This is a genomic window from Streptomyces sp. NPDC001663, assembly GCF_042893105.1.
GTDB lineage: Bacteria > Actinomycetota > Actinomycetes > Streptomycetales > Streptomycetaceae > Streptomyces.
The window spans coordinates 41943-57882 of sequence record NZ_JBIAUR010000017.1; the positions used below are offsets into that span (position 1 = coordinate 41943).

The following is a 15940-nucleotide window of genomic DNA, read 5'->3' on the forward strand; positions in this document are numbered from 1 at the left end:
CGGGCCCCGAAAGACCTGGGGGACGGACCATGGTCGGCGACACGGACGACGACAGGCAGGCACGGCGGCAGGGCTTGAGCGGTCACCGCTCGGTGCCGCACGCCGCGGACATCCGGATCGACGCCTGGGGCACCAGTCGCGAGCGCTGCATGGCGGAGGCGGTGCTCGGACTGGTGGAGTGCTTCGTCGACGTCACGGCGGTGCGGGCCAGCGCGGTGATGCATCTGCGGCTGCCGGAGACCGACGACGACGATCTGCTGATCGCGCTGCTGGACGAGGTCGTCCACCGCATGGAGGTGCACGGCCAGGTGCCCGTCGACGTGGAGGCGGACACCGACGACGAGGGCCTGGACGTGCGCCTGGCGGTCGCCGCGCTCGCGGACGTGGAGGTCGTCGGCCCCGCCCCGAAGATCGTCGCGTGGCACGGCCTCAGGTTCGGGCCGGACCCGTACGGCTGGTCGTGCGGGGTCACTGTCGACGTGTGAGCAGGCCATGGGCGCCGGCACGGTGACGCTGTTCCTGTGCGGCGATGTGATGCTCGGCCGCGGCGTCGACCAGATCCTCGCGCATCCCGGCGATCCGAAACTGCGGGAGGGATACGTCCAGGACGCCCGCTCCTACGTCCGCTTGGCGCAGGCGGCGAACGGTCCGATCCCCGCGCCCGTCTCCCCGTCGTGGCCGTGGGGCGCGGCGCTCCCGTTGCTGGCGGAGGCCGCCCCGGACGTGCGGATCGTGAACCTGGAGACGTCGGTGACGAGCAGTTCCGCTTTCGCGCCCGACAAGTTCATCCACTACCGCATGCATCCGGCCAACCTGCCCGCCCTCACCGTGGCCGACCCGGACGTCTGCGTGCTGGCCAACAATCACGTACTGGATTTCGGCCGCGCAGGCCTGACGGAGACGCTCGGCTCGCTCGCCCGCGCGGGCCTGCGAACGGCGGGAGCGGGACGCGGCGCCGAGGAGGCTTACGCGCCCGCGGCGGTGCCCCTGCGCACCGGCGGCCGGGTGCTGGTGTTCGCCCTCGGGGCACGCTCCAGCGGCATCCCGCCGGACTGGGCGGCCACCTCCGGCCGGTCCGGGATCGCCTATGTGCCCGACGTGTCGGCGACCGCCGCAGCGAAGACGGTCGAGCAAGTGCGGCGGGAGAACCATGAAGGCGATCTCGCGGTGGTGTCGGTGCACTGGGGCTCGAACTGGGGCTACCGCGTCCCCCAGGCACACGTCCGCTTCGCCCGCGCCCTGGTGGACGGCGGCGTCGACCTGGTCCACGGCCACTCCTCGCACCACCCGCGCCCCGTCGAGGTGTACCGCGACCGGCTGATCCTGTACGGCTGCGGCGACTTCATCGACGACTACGAAGGCATCGGTGGCTACGAGGAGTACCGCGACGACCTGCGGATCGCCTACCTCGTCACGCTCGCGGCGGACACCGGGCGGCTGACCGGCCTGCGCATGCTGCCGCTGCGGGCCCGCCGCATGCGGCTGGAGCCCGCGCCGGACGCGGACCGCAGCTGGCTGCGCACCACCCTGAACCGGATCAGTCACGGCCTCCACGTCTCTCTCGGGCGCGACGGCACCCTCAACGGTTCGGTACCGCCTTGCTGATGTCCTCCAGCGCGGAGTGCGGATCCTCGGTGGTCGCGAGGTCGCCGAGGCTGACCATGCCGACCGGGCAGCCGCCGCGCTCGACGACCGGCAGACGGCGCACCGCATGCCGCCGCATCAGCTCGACGGCCAGGTCGGTCGTGTCGTCCGGCGACAGGGTCGCCACGGGCGGCGGCGTGCAGACGGAACCGACGGTCGTGCTCTCGGGATCGCGGCCCTCGGCAAGGGCCCGGACCACGATGTCCCGGTCGGTGAGCACACCGAACAGGTCGCAGTCGTAGGCCACCAGGACGTCACCGATGTCCTGCTCGCGCATCACCCGGGCCGCGCGCGCCACCGTGGTCATGGGTTCCACGGAGGCCGCTCCGGGCGACATGACGTCACGTATCTTCCGGGTCATGGGCACCTCCCGGATGCGGGTTCTCGTACGACTTGTTGTACGACGAGGTAGTGCATGTCGGCCGCGTAGCCAGCTCCGGTGCCGGTAAACCAAGCGCCGAGGTCTCACCGCAGTCCGGGGGTGTGCCGCAGCTCGCCGATCTTCAGCAGCCGGGCCGTCACGAGGAAGACCAGTGCGAGGGCGAGCGTTCCCGCGGCGAGTGCGGCCGCGGTGGCCGCGGTGCCGTCGCCCAGGAAGGCGGCGCAGGCGTGGGCGGCGGTCCAGCCGAGCGTCGCGGCGAGGGCGGCGGCGGACAGCAGCTTGAGGTAGTTGCGGCGCAGGGCCCCGTCGTCCAGGCGGCCGCCCACCCTGCGGCGCAGCAGCCGTGCCGTGAGCGCGAGGCCGGCGGCATAGGAGAAGGTGTAGGCGGCTGCCATGCCGGTCACGGACCAGCGGGCGGGCAGCAGCACATGGCAGGCGGTGGCCAGGGCGATGTTCACCGCGCCGATCCAGACGGCCATGAAGAACGGGGTGCGGGTGTCCTGGAAGGCGTAGAAGCCGCGCAGCAGCAGGTACTGCGCGGAGAACGGGATCAGCCCGAGCCCGAACGCCTGCAGCATGTGCCCGAGCGGCTGCGCGGAGGCGGCGTCGGCCGCACCGTGGGCGAACAGCAACGTGGCGATCTGCGGACCCAGCGCGAGGAAGAGGAAGGCCGCGGGCACGATGACCACGCCGCTCACGCGCAGGGCCCGCGAGAGGTCGGCGCGCAGCTCTGCGATCCGGCCCTCGGAAGCGGCCCTGCTCATGCGCGGCAGCAGCGCCGTCACCAGGGACACGGTGACGATCGACTGGGGCAGCATCCAGATGGTCTGCGCATAGGTGTACGCGGAGTAGCCCACGCCGGCCTTCGGCAGCTGCTGGTCGGCGGCGTTGGCATAGTTGGTGATCACTGTCAGGGCGACCTGGTTGGCCAGCACGAACAGCAGAGTCCACTTCGCCGCGTGGATGCCGGCGCCCAGACCGGTGCCACGCCAGTCGAACCGCGGGCGGAAGCGGAAACCCGCGGCCCTGGCGAACGGGATCAGCGCAAGGGCCTGGACGGCGATGCCGGCGGTGGTCCCGATGCCCAGGAGACGCACCTGGACGGCGGTGATGTCCTCGACCCGGTGCGGGACGGTCATCAGACCCAGATAGGTGCCGAACATGGCCACCAGCACGACGTTGTTGAGGACCGGGGTCCACATCATCGCGCCGAACTTCTCGCGGGCGTTGAGGACTTGGCCGTAGATGCCGAACAGGCCGTAGAAGAAGATCTGCGGCAGCAGGAACCTGGCGAACACCACGGTGAGTTGGAAGGCCTCATGTCTGTCCGGGCTGTCGGGGATGTAGAGACCGACGATCTGTGGCGCGGCCCAGACCGCCAGTGCGGTGCCCGCGGCAAGGACGCACACCACCAGGGTCACCAGGCGCTGCTCGTAGGCCCGTCCGCCGTCGGCGTCCGTGGCGCGTGCCCGGACGAGCTGGGGCACGAGCACGGCGTTGAGCGCGCCGCCGATGAGCAGCGTGTAGAGGCTGGTCGGCACGGTGTTGGCGGTGTTGTACGTGGTGGCCAGCAGGCCGGTGCCCAGCGCCGCGGCCTGGAGGACCTGCCGTATCAGCCCGGTGGCGCGCGACACGACGGTCGCCACGGCCATGAGAAGCGACGACCGGGCCGCGCCTTGTTGCCCGGTTTCGGTACGCCGGGCGGTGTGCCGCCCGCCTGCTCGTTCGCCCGCCGGCGTGGTCTGCGCCGCGGTGTTCTCCCCCTGCGTCATGCGGGCCAACCTATGCCTTCAAGATCCGGTCCACGTACTGCCGCATCCGGAGCCGGTCTTCCGCGAACCATCCCTGCCACGGCTCGTCCAGCGGCAGCCACGCCGCGGGTTGGCCCTCCTCGGGGGTCAACTGCGCCCGCCTGTCGAGTACTTGAAGGAAGGTCACGCTGACGGTGGCCGACCAGTCGGGGTGATAGGAGCGCAACGTGACGGCCGCCGGCACCGGATGGAGCTCCGCCCGGACCCCGGTCTCCTCGAACAACTCCCGCCGGGCCGCCTCCCGCGGCGTCTCCCCTGGCTCCACCTTGCCGCCGGGCGGCACCCAGCCCCGCCAGCGGTGCCGCACCAGCAGGACATGCGTCAGGCCGCGGTCGAAGACCCATACGTCCGTCGCCAGCGGGCCGTCCTGCGCGGCGTCCGGGCGCAGCAGCCCCTCCAGGGCGCCGTCGTAGGCGGTCAGGGCCTGCCGCGCATCGCGGATCGCGGCCTCGAGGGTGCGTGGCTCTATGCGGTGGGCTGTCACCCGGCGGAGGGTACGACGGGCCACTGACACACGGGCACGCACAGACCCTTGGCCTGCCGCCCCGCAGCCGTCACGCGGCGCCCGGTTCACCCTCTCCCCGCCACGGCCGTGCGAGAGCAACCAGCGCAACTCCCGCCGCTGCCACGGCAGTCAGCATGATGAGCGCCATCGGCAGGGAGCTGTCCTCCCCGAACAGGCCGACCAGGGGCGAGGCGAGGGCACCGAGGAGGAACTGGAGGCCGCCCAGGAGTGCGGAGGCGGCGCCGGGGGTGCGCCGGCCGAGGGCCTGGCCGATGCTCATCGACGCCGGGAAGATCATGCCGATGCCGCCGACGGTCACGAACAGGGTGACCCAGGTGCCGGCGAGGGTCTCGCCGACCGTGAGCACCAGCAGCACCTGGGTCAGGGCGCCGAGCGCGGCGACGCAAACCCCCGCCGTCAGCAGCGAGTTGAGCCGTACGCCCCGACCCACCAGCCGGGAGAAGACCGCACCGGCGATCAGCATGCCGGCGGCGTTGCTCGCGAAGATGAGGGAGTACGTCGTCGACGACACCCCGTGCAGGTTCTCGAAGACGAAGCTGGAGCCGCTGATGTAGGTGAACAGCGCCGCGGAGACGAAGGCGAGGACGAGGACGTACCCCATGAACGTGCGGCGGGCGACCAGCCCGCCCATGGCACGGAAGGTGCCGCCGAGCCCTCCGCCATGCCGCCGCTCCGGCGGCAGCGACTCCGGCACGCGCCACACCACGCCGAGCAGAAGCAGGACGCCCAGCACAGCCAGCACGGCGAACACCGCGCGCCAGCCGGACACGGTGAGGATGGCCCCGCCGAGCACCGGCGCGGCGATCGGCGCCACGCCCATGATCTGCGACAACACGGCGAAGTAGCGGGGCAGTTGAGGGCCATGGAAGCGGTCGGTCAGCACCGCCCGGGCCAGCACCGTGCCCGCCGCGCCGGTCACGCCCTGCAGGAAGCGGGCACCGGTCAGCACGCCGACATTCGGGGCGGCCGCACAGACGACGGAGAGCACGATGAATCCGGCCAGTCCCGACATCAGCAGCCGGCGCCGTCCGATCCCGTCGCTGAGCGGCCCGATCAGCAGTTGTCCGACGACGAACCCGGCCAGGAACGCGGTCATGGTCAGCTGCACGGCCGAGCTGCTCGCGCCGAGCGCGTCCCCCAGGGCGGGGAAGCCGGGCACGTACATGTCGGTGGCCAGCGGCGCGACTGCGGTCAGCGAGCCCAGGACCGCGACCAGAACCGCGGTGGAGCGCCCGGAGCTCGGCGGAGCATCGACCACCTCGGTGGCACGTGCGGCGGTGGACGGGGAGGAGGACGGCGACGGGGATACCATGAGCGAAACGGTAACCGATGGTTCACTGGTTAACAAAGGGCGTTCCACACAGCGAGAACGCCCGTACAGTGAGAGCGTCCGCACAGCGAGAAGGCGAGCCGCATGCCCTCCTCCCCCGCCTCCCCCTTCGAGGTCCGCGCGCAGTGGGCCGAGCACAATCCCGGTCTCGACACCTCACCCATGGAGCTGGTGGGACTGCTCAAGCACGCCTCGGCACTCCTGAACCAGGCCGTGGAACCCCTTTACGCGGGCGCCCCGCTCACCGCGCCCGAGGTCGACATGCTCATCCCTCTGCGTCACGCCACCGACCCGGTCATCGCCCGCCGCCTGGCCGAACGGCTGGGCCTGTCCCGCGCGGGCGTCAGCAAGACGCTGGCCAAGCTGGAGAAGCGCGGCTTCATCACCCGCGTCCCCAACCCCGCCGACCGCCGCGCCGCGCTGGTCACCATCACCGAGACCGGGGCCGAGGCCGTCGACCAGCTCTTCCCCCGTCAACTGGCCGCCGAGGTGGAGCTGTTGGCGGGCCTCGGCGATGACCGGGAGTGGGTGCTCAAGGCGTTGGCGCGGCTGGTGGAGGCGATGGAGAGCCGGGCCTAGCCGCTACCGCCGCCGCCACGGCAGCACCGTCGGATCGGTCTCCGTGCTCTCGGCCCGATGCAGGGCGTCACTGATGGCTTCGCCGATCTCCGCGAACTGCCGTACCTGTTCCGGGGTGAGGGCGTCGAACACCACCCGGCGCACGGCTTCCACATGACCGGGAGCGGCCCGCTCCAGCAGGGCGTGTCCCTCGTCGGTGAGGACGGCGAGCTGGCCGCGGCCGTCGGCGGGGTCCTCGCGCCGGTCCACCAGGCCGACCTCCCGCAGCCGGTTCACCGCATGGGTGAGCCGACTGCGGGTGATCTTGAGCCGCTGGGCCAGTTCGGACATGCCGAGGGCACCGTCGGGCGTGGAGGAGAGGTGGGCGAGCAGGCTGTAGTCGGCGTGCGTCATGCCGGCGTCGCGCCGCAGCTGGCGGTTGAGATGGTCGGCGAGCAGCGTGGAGAAGTCGACGTAGGCCAACCAGGCGCGTCGTTCCTCGGCATTGAGCCAGCGTGGCGTTGTGGGCATGTGCACACCTTACCGGGCTTTCGTTTGAACTTTCAATCACATGATGTAGCATCCGTTTTCGTCGATGTGTTTGAAACATCAAGCACTGGGTCGACGTAACGAAAGGCACCACAGCGCAATGAACCTCAGCAGGAACAAGCGGCTCGGGATCGCCGCCGCCACCGCCCTCACCCTGTCCGCGGTAGGCACGACCGCGATCGCCCAGACCACCACCTCCAGGCCGGCCGCCGCCTCCGAGCAGGACCAGTTGCAGGCGCTCTACAAGACCGCCAGGGCCGAGGGCGGCAAGGTCACCGTCTACATCGGCGGCGACGCACCCGGCCAGTGGGACTCACTGGCGAGCGCCTTCACAAAGCAGTTCCCGGACATGAAGCTGCACCTGGTCACCGACCTGAGCAAGTACCACGACGCCCGCATCGACAACCAGCTCGCCACCGGCAGGCTCACCGCCGACGCCGCGATCCTGCAGACCTCCCAGGACTTCGACCGCTGGAAGAAGCACGGCGACCTGCTCAAGTACAAGCCGGTCGGCTGGGACAAGGTGTTCACCAACGCCAAGGACACCGACGGCTACTACACCGGCGTCTTCTACGGCGCCTTCTCCTACCTCGTCAACACCACACAACTCCCCGCGAAGCAGGGCGACTTCAAGGCCACGGACCTGCTCAAGCCCGCCTACAAGAACAAGTTGATCCTGACGTACCCCAACGACGACGACGCCGTACTGTTCGGCTTCCAGCAGATCGTCGACCAGTACGGCTGGACCTACCTGGCCAAGCTCGTCAAGCAGAACCCGAAGCTGATCCGCGGCGTCCCAGGCTCCGCGGCCGGTGTGGCCAGCGGCGACTACCTCGCCTCCATCGCCGTCGGCGGCGACGCCCGCCCCCACGGCACCCAGGTCTTCTCCACCACCGAACGCTTCAACTCCTGGGCCCAGCGCGGCGCCATCTTCAAGCAGGCCCCGCACAAGGCCGGCGCCAAGCTCTTCCTGAGCTGGCTCACCTCACAGACCACCCAGAAGAACGCCATCGCCACCTGGACCTGGTCCGTGCGCAAGGACGTCGCCCCACCGACCGGCCTCAAGCCCCTGGCCTCGTACAAGAACACCGACCCCAAGGCCTTTGCGAAGTTCATGTCCAACCGCGCCGCCGTCGAACGCTTCCGCTCCCAGGTCGAGCTCTACTTCGGCCAGGTCAAGGGCGCCGACCCCGGCGACCCCACAGACACCCTCGGCCGCACCCCCGGCGGCTTCTGAAGTCCAGCGAAGGACAGTTCGGCTTCCGCGTCGATGACATCGATGCCATGTCCGCCGAACTGACGGTGGCCGGGGCCGAGTTGCTCGGCGAGATCAACCGCCTGGACACGGGCTACCCGGCCGATGACGTGAACCGACACCCTCGCCCGGGGTTTCCCCGGGCGAGGGTGTCATGGAGGTTCTCCCTACAGGGAGTCGGCGAGCTCCCGCTCGGATTCCGCCGCCGGCTCCTCCGTCGGGTGCTTCGCGGCGGCCTTGCGGCCGGGCAGCACCGCGAGGACGATCAGCGCCCCGGCGGCCATGATGATTCCGCCCACCAGGCTGGTCTGCGCCACACCGTGGGCGAAGGACTCGTGTACGGCGTCGACCAGGGCCTGGGCCTGCTGCGCCCCGCCGGTGGGGTTCTTCGCGACCTGTTCGGCGACCGCGAGGCCGCCGCCGACCGAGTCCTTGGCGGTGTCCAGCGCGGCGGCCGGGAGGTGGCCGCCGACCAGGTCGGTCAGCTTGTCGCGGTAGGCGGTACCCAGCAGTGAGCCGAGGATCGCGATGCCCAGCGAGCCGCCCAGCTCCAGCGCGGTGTCGTTGGCACCGCCGCCGACACCCAGCTCGCTCTCCGGGAACGAACCCATGATCGTGTCGGTGGCCGGGGAGACGCTCAGTCCGATGGCGAAGCCCAGCATCAGCATCGTCGGCAGGAAGTCGGTGTACGTCGAGCCCGACTCGATCCGCGTGAGCAGGAAGACGCCCGCCGTGCCGATCACCATGCCGGCCGTCACCATCGGCTTCATGCCCAGCTTCGGGGTCAGCCGGCCGGTGATCGCGGCGCCGACGAAGACGGCTCCGGCCAGCGGCAGCAGTCGCATGCCGGTCTCCAGCGCGTCGTAGCCGAGGACGAACTGCAGGAACTGCGTGGCGTAATAGATCGCGCCGAAGGTCCCGAAGAAGAAGAACAGCACCGCGAGCATCGAGCCGCTGAACGGGCGCAGGCGGAACTTGCGGACGTCCAGCATCGGCTGCGGGTGGCGCAACTCCCAGGCGACGAAGGCCAGGAGACCCACGCCGGCCACCACGGCCGCGGTGATCGGGCCGACGCCCCAGCCGAAGTGCGGGCCCTCGATGGTCGCGTAGACCAGGCTGCCGACGGAGACGATCGAGAGCAGGCCGCCCACGTAGTCGATGCGGCCCATCTTCTCCGCCTTGGAGGGCGGGACCAGCGCCAGGGCGCCGACGACGGCGGCGACCGCGATGGGCACGTTGATCAGGAAGGTCGAGCCCCAGGCGTGGTCCTCCAGGAGCCAGCCGGCGACCAGGGGGCCGACGGCGATGGCGAGGCCGGAGGTGGCGGTCCAGGCCGTGATGGCCGCTGCGCGCTCGGCCCTCGGGAAGATCGCGACCAGGAGCGACAGCGTGGCCGGCATGACCACCGCGGCACCCACGCCCATGATCGCCCGAGCCGTGATCACCAAGCCGGTCTGGTCGACCAGGCTGCCCATGACCGAGCCGCCGGCGAAGATCAGCAGACCCGTGACGAGGGCGCCGCGGCGGCTGTACTTGTCGCCGATCGAGCCCAGCACCAGCATCAGCGCGGCGTACGGGACGGTGTAGCCGTCGATGACCCACTGCAGGTCACTGCTGCTCAGGCCCAGGTCCTTGGTCATGTCCGGGGCGGCCACGATCAGCGAAGTGTTCGCCATGACCACGATCAGCAGGCTGAGGCAGAGGACGATCAGGGCCCACCAGCGCCGTGCGTACGGCCCGGTCATCTTCTCGACGGGTGTGTTCACAGGGAAGGGCATGGGGGCTCCTAGCGGGACGAGTTAATTGCCCATCGATGTGCAGACTAGTTTATTGCTCGCCGCCGTGCAAATAGTGGGGCTCACTCCCCCGCGAAGGCCGATCCGGAGGCAGGGGTGGACAACGCGCCACCTCACCAGGCCAGGAGCACGACAAGACAAATGCGCATCGGTGAGCAATTACGCCTGTGGCGGGAGACGGCCCGATGAGAGGCTGCTGACGGCCGTCAGGCCGCCTCCTCCAAGGCGCCCTTCGGACCGTCGGTCTTCTCCGCGCGTTCGCCACGGCCGTCCGCCGGCCGTCGGTGGAGCAGCACCAGCGTGGTGCCCGTGGCCAGGCCCAGCGCGGGCAGTACGGGAAAGCGGCCGTCGGGCGCGAAGCCCTGGGTGGCGAAGCGGGTCAGGGCCATGACGCAGGCGGCGAGACCCGGCCAGAGGAACCAAGGGCGGTACGGGGCGGCGTCCGGGCGGATGCCCTCGTACCGCCTGATCAGGGTGGCCTCCAGCGGGCGCAGGGCCGTCACGACGCCGGTCAGGACGGCGGCCAGCACCAGCAGCCAGGGCGCGCGCAGTGCCCACCAGGCGGCGGAGTCGAGGGCGGGTTCGGGGGCGAGGGCGGTCAGGTAGAACGCTGCGGCGACGATCAGCACCGGCAGCATGTGCCACAGGTAGAGCGTCATGCTGACGCCGCCGACGGGGCGCACCGTCCGCCACACCCGTTCGCGGTTCAGCAGGCGCCGTATCGCGGGCGCGGCGAGGAGACAGGCGCCGGCCTGGGCCACGGCCCAGGAGAGCATCGCCGCCGAGGGCGGGTTGGTGTTGCTGGGGGTCTGACCGGTCACCAGGATCAGGCTGACCGGGAAGGGGCCGAGGGCGACCAGCGCCGCGAAGGCCAGTGCGCCGCCGGCGGCCATGGCGGCCGGTAGCAGCGGGCGGCGCTCGGTGAGCAGGCCGTCGCGCCAGCAGAAACCGAGTTGGTAGGCGACGCCCCAGACGAGCACGTAGTTGAGCAGGCCGACGTAGGGGGCGTGGACGGTGAGCACCAGCGTGTCGGCGGCCAGAGCGACCACGCCCATGGCCGCGGGGACCGCGAGCCCCCAGCGCCGGTGGGCCGTGTGCAGCACCGGTGTCAGCGCGCTGAGCAGCAGGTACACCGGCAGGAACCAGAACTGCATCGCCATGGCCCATCCGACCAGCGCGAGGGTGCCGGGGTCCACGCCGACCGTCGAGCAGATCGCGACGGCGAGCAGGACCGGGCCGCCGTAGAGGGCCGTCGGCAGGAGCAGCCGTACCGCACGTCGTCCCACCCAGCCGGTGGCCGTGCCGCCCGCCGCCCGCGTGCGCGCCCAGGAGCCGCCCGCGGCGTGGCCTCCGGCCAGGAAGAACAGCGGCATGATCTGGAACAGCAGGGTCAGCCACTGGGTCCAGGGCACGGTCGCCAGCAACTCCGGGGCGGTGAGTTCACCGTCGGGGCCGTGGAGCAGGGCCGTGATCAGCCAGTGGCCGAGCACCACCAGGACGATCGCCCACGCGCGCAGGAAGTCGACGTAGCGGTCTCTGCTCATGCCTGGTCATGCTGCCGCAGCTGAGCTGCCGCGGTGGCGGGACGCCCGGGCCGCAACCGATCCGTGCCCGGTACGAGATCATCCGCGGGCGGACCTCAGGCGTCCGCGGTGGGCTCCGGGGGCGGCAGGGTCGCGGCGACTTCCTCGACGACGGTGCTCGCCTGCTTCTCGGGCACACCGGCCGCGATGAGGGTGGCGACAGCGGTCTTGGTGCCGTCGTCCTCGAGCGCGCCGGTGTTCACGTCCTCCAGCAGGGCGACGGTCATCGCCTCGAGTCCGGCGCTCAGCACGGCGGCGGGCAGGTGGGTGTGGAACACGCCGTCCTGCTGGCCGCGCCGCAGGAGGGCGGTGACCATGTCGCGGGCCGGGGCGAGGATCTCGGTGACGCGCTCCGCGCCCAGGTCGCGTCGGGCCAGTCCGAGGAGCATCCGGTAGCGGTCGCCCACCGGCCAGATGGAGAACACGAAGTACGCGAGCGCCCGCTCGGCCGGCTCCTCGGGCCGGGCTCCGCGCACGATCGCCTCGCGCAGCGCCTCGGAGGCCTCTTCGGTGAGCGCTTCCAGCAGGGCCGCACGGCCGGGGAAGTGGCCGAAGAGGGTGCGTCGTACGACGCCGGAGGCGCGGGCGAGTTCCTCGAGGGTGATGTCGGGGTTGCGACCGAGCTCCCGGCGGGCCGTGGCCAGGATGCGTGCCCGGTTGGACCGCGAGTTGCGGCGCAGCGGCTCGCGGGCGGCGGGCTTGGTCACGGGTCAACCTCGGCGGATCGGTGGGCAGGACGGGCGGGTGGAACGGCACGTCCATTTTGGCACGGCCCACCGGCCCGCCCTCGACGGGTGGACTCCCGCGGTCGAGGCGGGCGTCGGGTTCGTCCCGCACCGACGCCCGCTCCGCTCCACGGGTCTTCCCCGTGTGTCAGCCGGAGCCCTCTCCCTCCGGTGTCGGGACCCGGCCCGGCTCCTGCGCTTCCGCCCCGGCAGCGGGCAGGAACGGTGTGATGAACAGCTTGTACACCAGGGCCCCGACGGGTCCGCCGATCAGCGGGCCGACGATGGGCACCCAGAAGTAGATGTTGCCGTACTGATCACGCCATGCGGTCCCGTAGCCGGTGATGAAGCTGGCGAGGCGGGGGCCGAGGTCGCGGGCCGGGTTGATGGCGTATCCGGCGTCGGTGCCCCACGCCATGCCGATCGCCACGACCACGAGGCCGATGATGAACGGGGCCAGGTTGGCGCCGGGCGGGGTGTTGAGAAGGTCGGTGATGGCGAAGATGAGCAGCACCAGGATCGCGGTGCCGATCACCTGGTCGCGCAGGGCACCCCACTCGCTGACGGGCAGGGCGCCGTTGCCGGGCAGGGTCGAGAAGACACCCTGGCTCTTGATGGTGTTACCGGGATCGAACTTGGCCAGTACCTCCGTGTAGTTCCAGCGCACCAGCAGGGCGGCGACGAACGCGCCAGCAGTCTGCGCCAGGGCATAGGGCAGAACCTTTTTCCAGGAGAAGCCCTTGAAACAGGCCAGGGACAGCGTCACCGCAGGGTTGAGGTGCGCACCGCTGACCCGCGCCGCAACGTACACACCGAGGGTGACACCGAGGCCCCAGGCCCACGCGATGCTGTCGTGGTCACCGATCCCGCCTGCCACCACCTGCGCGACCACGCCGCAGCCGAAGAGGATGAGGATCATGGTGCCCAGGAATTCGGACGAGAGCTCGCCGATCAGCCCCGTCCTGGACGTCCGCTCAGCCATGGAGCACCGCCTTCCGGCAGAAATGGATGGGTGCTCGCGAGCGTACTTCGCTGACGCGCCGCGTCCAGGGGCGCAGCATCAACTGGAGTAACCGCCACCTCTTCCGAGGTACGACGAAGGTACGACACCTGCCGAAAGAGGGAATCGCGGAACGGGTGGAGCCGGTCCCGTCAGCCGCGGTGGCACCCGCACCCCAGGCGCCCTGCCGCACACCGGACGGCTGTGCTGTCATGGAAGTCCCGGGGGGGGGTGAACACCCATGCGAATCGGGGGTCGCTACCACCTTACGGAGAGCGTCGGGCAGGGCGGCATGGGACGGGTGTGGCGGGCGCGCGACGAGGTGCTCCAGCGCCCGGTCGCCGTGAAGGAACTGCGCCTCGACGACCTGGACGGCCACGAGGACCCGCGCACCCGTCGCGAGCGTGCGCTGCGCGAGGCGCGGGCCAGTGCCCGCGTCGACCACCCGGGCGTCGTCCGCGTCTACGACGTGGCCGAGGAGGACGACCGGCTGTGGATCGTCATGGAGCTGGTGGAGGCGCCCTCGCTGGAGCGGACCGTCGCCGAGGACGGGCCGCTGGGTGTGCGCGAGACGGCACGGGTCGGCCTGGCGCTCGCCCAGGCGCTGCGCCGGGTGCATGCCGCCGGGGTGCTGCATCGCGACGTCAAGCCGGGCAATGTGCTGCTCGGCGCGGGTGGCCGGGTCGTGCTCACCGACTTCGGGATCGCCGCCGTACAGGATGCCCAGAGCCTCACCGGGACGGTCTGCTCCTCGGCTCCCCGGAGTACATGCCACCGGAGCGCGCCACCGGCGCCAGCCCGGGTCCCGCGTCCGACTGGTGGGCCCTCGGCGCCACCCTCTGCGCGGCGCTGACCGGCCACTCCCCCTTCGCCCGCTCGTCGACACCGGCGACGCTGCTCGCGGTGGTCTACGAGGAGCCCGAGCTGCCGGACGCGGACTGTCCGCTGACGCCGCTGCTGGGCCGGCTCCTGGCCAAGGACCCGGAGCAGCGGCCGGGCGCGGACGAGGTGGTGGCGGAGCTGACCTCCCTCGTCACGGCGCCCGAGCCCTTGCAGCCCGAGGAGCAGCCGCCCCGCGACCGCCTGTCCCGGCTGCTCACCGTCCTGCTGCTGCTCGCCGCGGCCGCCGTGGCCGCCATCATGGTGATCACGGCGATTCCGCCGGGCGGCGGGACCAGGCTGCCGGACACCACCGCGCCGCCCACCGTCGCGGGCACCTCCCGCCCACCGTCCTCGCCGGCCGCCACGACGCCGTCGGGCAGGTGACCAAGGAGCCGTCCGGCCACCGCACTTGACGGATCATGCGGCAGACGGTGAGCTGGGGCCACAGGCCGACTGCGGCTCCAACTGCGGGAGTTCTCATGCCACTTGATGCCTCGTCGATCAACAGCGGTGTTCCGCACTCCGCCCGGATCTGGAACTACTGGCTGGGCGGCAAGGACTGCTACGAGATCGACCGTCTGGTCGGTGATCAGATCGTCGCGGCGAATCCGCAGATCCTCGACATCGCCCGGGCCCAACGCGCGTTCCTCGTAAGGACGGTGGAGCACTTGGTCCGTGAGGTGGGCATCCGCCAGTTCCTGGACGTCGGCACGGGCCTGCCCACCGCGGACAACACCCACGAGGTGGCGCAGCGGATCGCGCCCGAGACGCGGATCGTCTACGTCGACCACGACCCCGTCGTGCTGGCCCACGCCGAGGCGCTCCTCACCAGCACGCCCGAGGGCAGCACGGACTACATCGACGCCGACCTCCGTGATCCCGAGGGCATCCTGCAGGCGGCCGCCAAGACACTGGACTTCACCCGGCCCATCGCCCTCGTGCTGCTGGGGATCACGGCCCACATCGTCGACGACACCGCGTACGACATCGTCGGGCGGCTGGTCGAGGCGCTGCCTTCGGGGAGCTACCTGGTGCTGTGCGACGACACCGAGGTGCTCGACCCGGAGGCGATGCGCACGATGATCGAGCAGTGGAACGAGGCGGGCGACAACCCCCGCATCAACCGCAGCCCCGAGCAGCTCGCCCGGTTCTTCGACGGCCTGGAGCTGCTCGACCCGGGTCTGGTGTCGGTGTCCCGCTGGCGGCCGCTGTCCGCGGGCACGGAGCCTCGGGAGGTCGACGACTTCGGGGGTGTGGGCCGCAAGCCGTGACCGCGGAGGGTCAGTCGCCCGCTGATCCGCCGAGTACGGCCACGCGCTGTTCGAGCCTCTTCAGCACCGTCTCGCCCCACTGGAGGTTGGCCCGCTCGAGGGCCATTCCGCCGAGCAGGGTGAGGTAGGGGCCGATGCGCTCGGCGGTGGCGAGGTACTCCTCCTCGCTGCGCCCGGCGAGCATGCGCTCCTGCATGCGCTGGTAGCGGGCCAGCTTGGCGGTGGACCGCTCGTGGCGCTCGGCGACCGCGGCCCGTACGGCATCGAAGTCCGCGGTGTCCCCGATGTCGACGCACTGCACCTTGACCATCAGCTCGTCCCGCAGGGCCAGCGGCTTGGCCGGAGCCTCGCCGACGTACTCGCGCAGGACCTGGAGGCCGGCCTCGGTGAGTGAGAAGAGCCGCTTGTTGGGCCGGCGCTCCTGCTGGACGACACGGGCGGAGACGAGCCCTTCGCTCTCCATCCGCTCCAGCTCGCGGTAGAGCTGCTGGGGGGTCGCCATCCAGAAGTTGGCGACGGAGGCCTCGAAGCCCTTCGCGAGGTCGTATCCGGACGCCTCACCCTCCAGAAGCGCGGCCATCACCGCGTTGCGCAGAGCCATTGGCCCAATTTATCAGCTTGTTGATTA

17 protein-coding genes are annotated in these 15940 nt (G+C 71.0%); 7 read left to right on the forward strand and 10 right to left on the reverse strand.

Going from position 1 to position 15940, the window contains the following annotated elements:
* Positions 1–29 precede the first annotated feature (29 nt).
* A complete protein-coding gene (locus ACFY1L_RS41890) occupies positions 30–485 on the forward strand; it encodes an archease (RefSeq protein ID WP_388837172.1) in 456 nt (151 codons plus the stop codon).
* A gap of 7 nt (positions 486–492) precedes the next feature.
* The gene (locus ACFY1L_RS41895) at positions 493–1605 is read left to right on the forward strand and encodes a CapA family protein (protein ID WP_388837175.1); all 1113 of its coding nucleotides are present in this window, start codon (positions 493–495) and stop codon (positions 1603–1605) included.
* On the opposite strand, the gene ACFY1L_RS41900 is transcribed toward ACFY1L_RS41895, so the two are convergent.
* The 4 genes from ACFY1L_RS41900 to ACFY1L_RS41915 form a co-directional block, all read right to left on the reverse strand.
* Positions 1580–2005 (reverse strand): CBS domain-containing protein, encoded by a 426-nt coding sequence (locus ACFY1L_RS41900; protein ID WP_388837178.1) that lies wholly within the window; start codon positions 2003–2005, stop codon positions 1580–1582. The genes ACFY1L_RS41895 and ACFY1L_RS41900 overlap by 26 nt on opposite strands.
* A gap of 104 nt (positions 2006–2109) precedes the next feature.
* Positions 2110–3798: a murein biosynthesis integral membrane protein MurJ gene (murJ, locus tag ACFY1L_RS41905; protein ID WP_388837181.1), complete on the reverse strand. Its 1689-nt coding sequence runs from the start codon at positions 3796–3798 to the stop codon at positions 2110–2112.
* A gap of 10 nt (positions 3799–3808) precedes the next feature.
* Positions 3809–4321: an NUDIX domain-containing protein gene (locus ACFY1L_RS41910; RefSeq protein WP_388837183.1), complete on the reverse strand. Its 513-nt coding sequence runs from the start codon at positions 4319–4321 to the stop codon at positions 3809–3811.
* Positions 4322–4391: 70 nt separating this feature from the next.
* Positions 4392–5675: a multidrug effflux MFS transporter gene (locus tag ACFY1L_RS41915; protein WP_388837186.1), complete on the reverse strand. Its 1284-nt coding sequence runs from the start codon at positions 5673–5675 to the stop codon at positions 4392–4394.
* A 102-nt stretch (positions 5676–5777) separates the two neighbouring features.
* On the opposite strand from ACFY1L_RS41915, the gene ACFY1L_RS41920 reads away from it, so the two are divergent.
* Positions 5778–6272 (forward strand): MarR family winged helix-turn-helix transcriptional regulator, encoded by a 495-nt coding sequence (locus ACFY1L_RS41920; protein WP_388837189.1) that lies wholly within the window; start codon positions 5778–5780, stop codon positions 6270–6272.
* Between the two features lie 3 nt (positions 6273–6275).
* Here the strand turns inward: ACFY1L_RS41920 and ACFY1L_RS41925 are convergent, their stop codons facing one another.
* On the reverse strand, positions 6276–6782 hold the full coding sequence (locus ACFY1L_RS41925) for a MarR family winged helix-turn-helix transcriptional regulator (RefSeq protein ID WP_388837192.1): 507 nt from the start codon (positions 6780–6782) through the stop codon (positions 6276–6278).
* Positions 6783–6900: 118 nt separating this feature from the next.
* Between ACFY1L_RS41925 and ACFY1L_RS41930 the strand changes: the two genes are divergently transcribed.
* Complete coding sequence (locus tag ACFY1L_RS41930) at positions 6901–8037, forward strand: ABC transporter substrate-binding protein (RefSeq protein ID WP_388837195.1); 1137 nt, start codon at positions 6901–6903, stop codon at positions 8035–8037.
* Positions 8038–8222: 185 nt separating this feature from the next.
* Here the strand turns inward: ACFY1L_RS41930 and ACFY1L_RS41935 are convergent, their stop codons facing one another.
* From ACFY1L_RS41935 to ACFY1L_RS41950, 4 genes are all read right to left on the reverse strand, one after another.
* On the reverse strand, positions 8223–9833 hold the full coding sequence (locus tag ACFY1L_RS41935; RefSeq protein ID WP_388837198.1) for an MFS transporter: 1611 nt from the start codon (positions 9831–9833) through the stop codon (positions 8223–8225).
* Positions 9834–10057: 224 nt separating this feature from the next.
* On the reverse strand, positions 10058–11395 hold the full coding sequence (locus tag ACFY1L_RS41940; RefSeq protein WP_388837201.1) for an acyltransferase: 1338 nt from the start codon (positions 11393–11395) through the stop codon (positions 10058–10060).
* Positions 11396–11490: 95 nt separating this feature from the next.
* Complete coding sequence (locus tag ACFY1L_RS41945; RefSeq protein WP_388837204.1) at positions 11491–12141, reverse strand: TetR/AcrR family transcriptional regulator; 651 nt, start codon at positions 12139–12141, stop codon at positions 11491–11493.
* A 166-nt stretch (positions 12142–12307) separates the two neighbouring features.
* Entirely contained in the window at positions 12308–13141 is an 834-nt protein-coding gene (locus ACFY1L_RS41950) for an MIP/aquaporin family protein (protein ID WP_388837207.1), read from the reverse strand.
* A gap of 259 nt (positions 13142–13400) precedes the next feature.
* Here ACFY1L_RS41950 and ACFY1L_RS41955 point away from each other — a divergent pair, with 259 nt between their 5' ends.
* From ACFY1L_RS41955 to ACFY1L_RS41965, 3 genes are all read left to right on the forward strand, one after another.
* Complete coding sequence (locus tag ACFY1L_RS41955; protein ID WP_388837210.1) at positions 13401–14012, forward strand: serine/threonine-protein kinase; 612 nt, start codon at positions 13401–13403, stop codon at positions 14010–14012.
* Positions 13928–14425 carry a hypothetical protein gene (locus ACFY1L_RS41960; RefSeq protein ID WP_388837213.1) on the forward strand — a complete coding sequence of 166 codons (498 nt, stop codon included), beginning with the start codon at positions 13928–13930 and terminating at the stop codon, positions 14423–14425. The genes ACFY1L_RS41955 and ACFY1L_RS41960 overlap by 85 nt, the downstream gene beginning before the upstream one ends.
* A gap of 95 nt (positions 14426–14520) precedes the next feature.
* On the forward strand, positions 14521–15312 hold the full coding sequence (locus ACFY1L_RS41965) for an SAM-dependent methyltransferase (RefSeq protein WP_388837216.1): 792 nt from the start codon (positions 14521–14523) through the stop codon (positions 15310–15312).
* Positions 15313–15322: 10 nt separating this feature from the next.
* Here the strand turns inward: ACFY1L_RS41965 and ACFY1L_RS41970 are convergent, their stop codons facing one another.
* On the reverse strand, positions 15323–15913 hold the full coding sequence (locus tag ACFY1L_RS41970; RefSeq protein ID WP_388837219.1) for a PadR family transcriptional regulator: 591 nt from the start codon (positions 15911–15913) through the stop codon (positions 15323–15325).
* Positions 15914–15940: the final 27 nt, after the last annotated feature.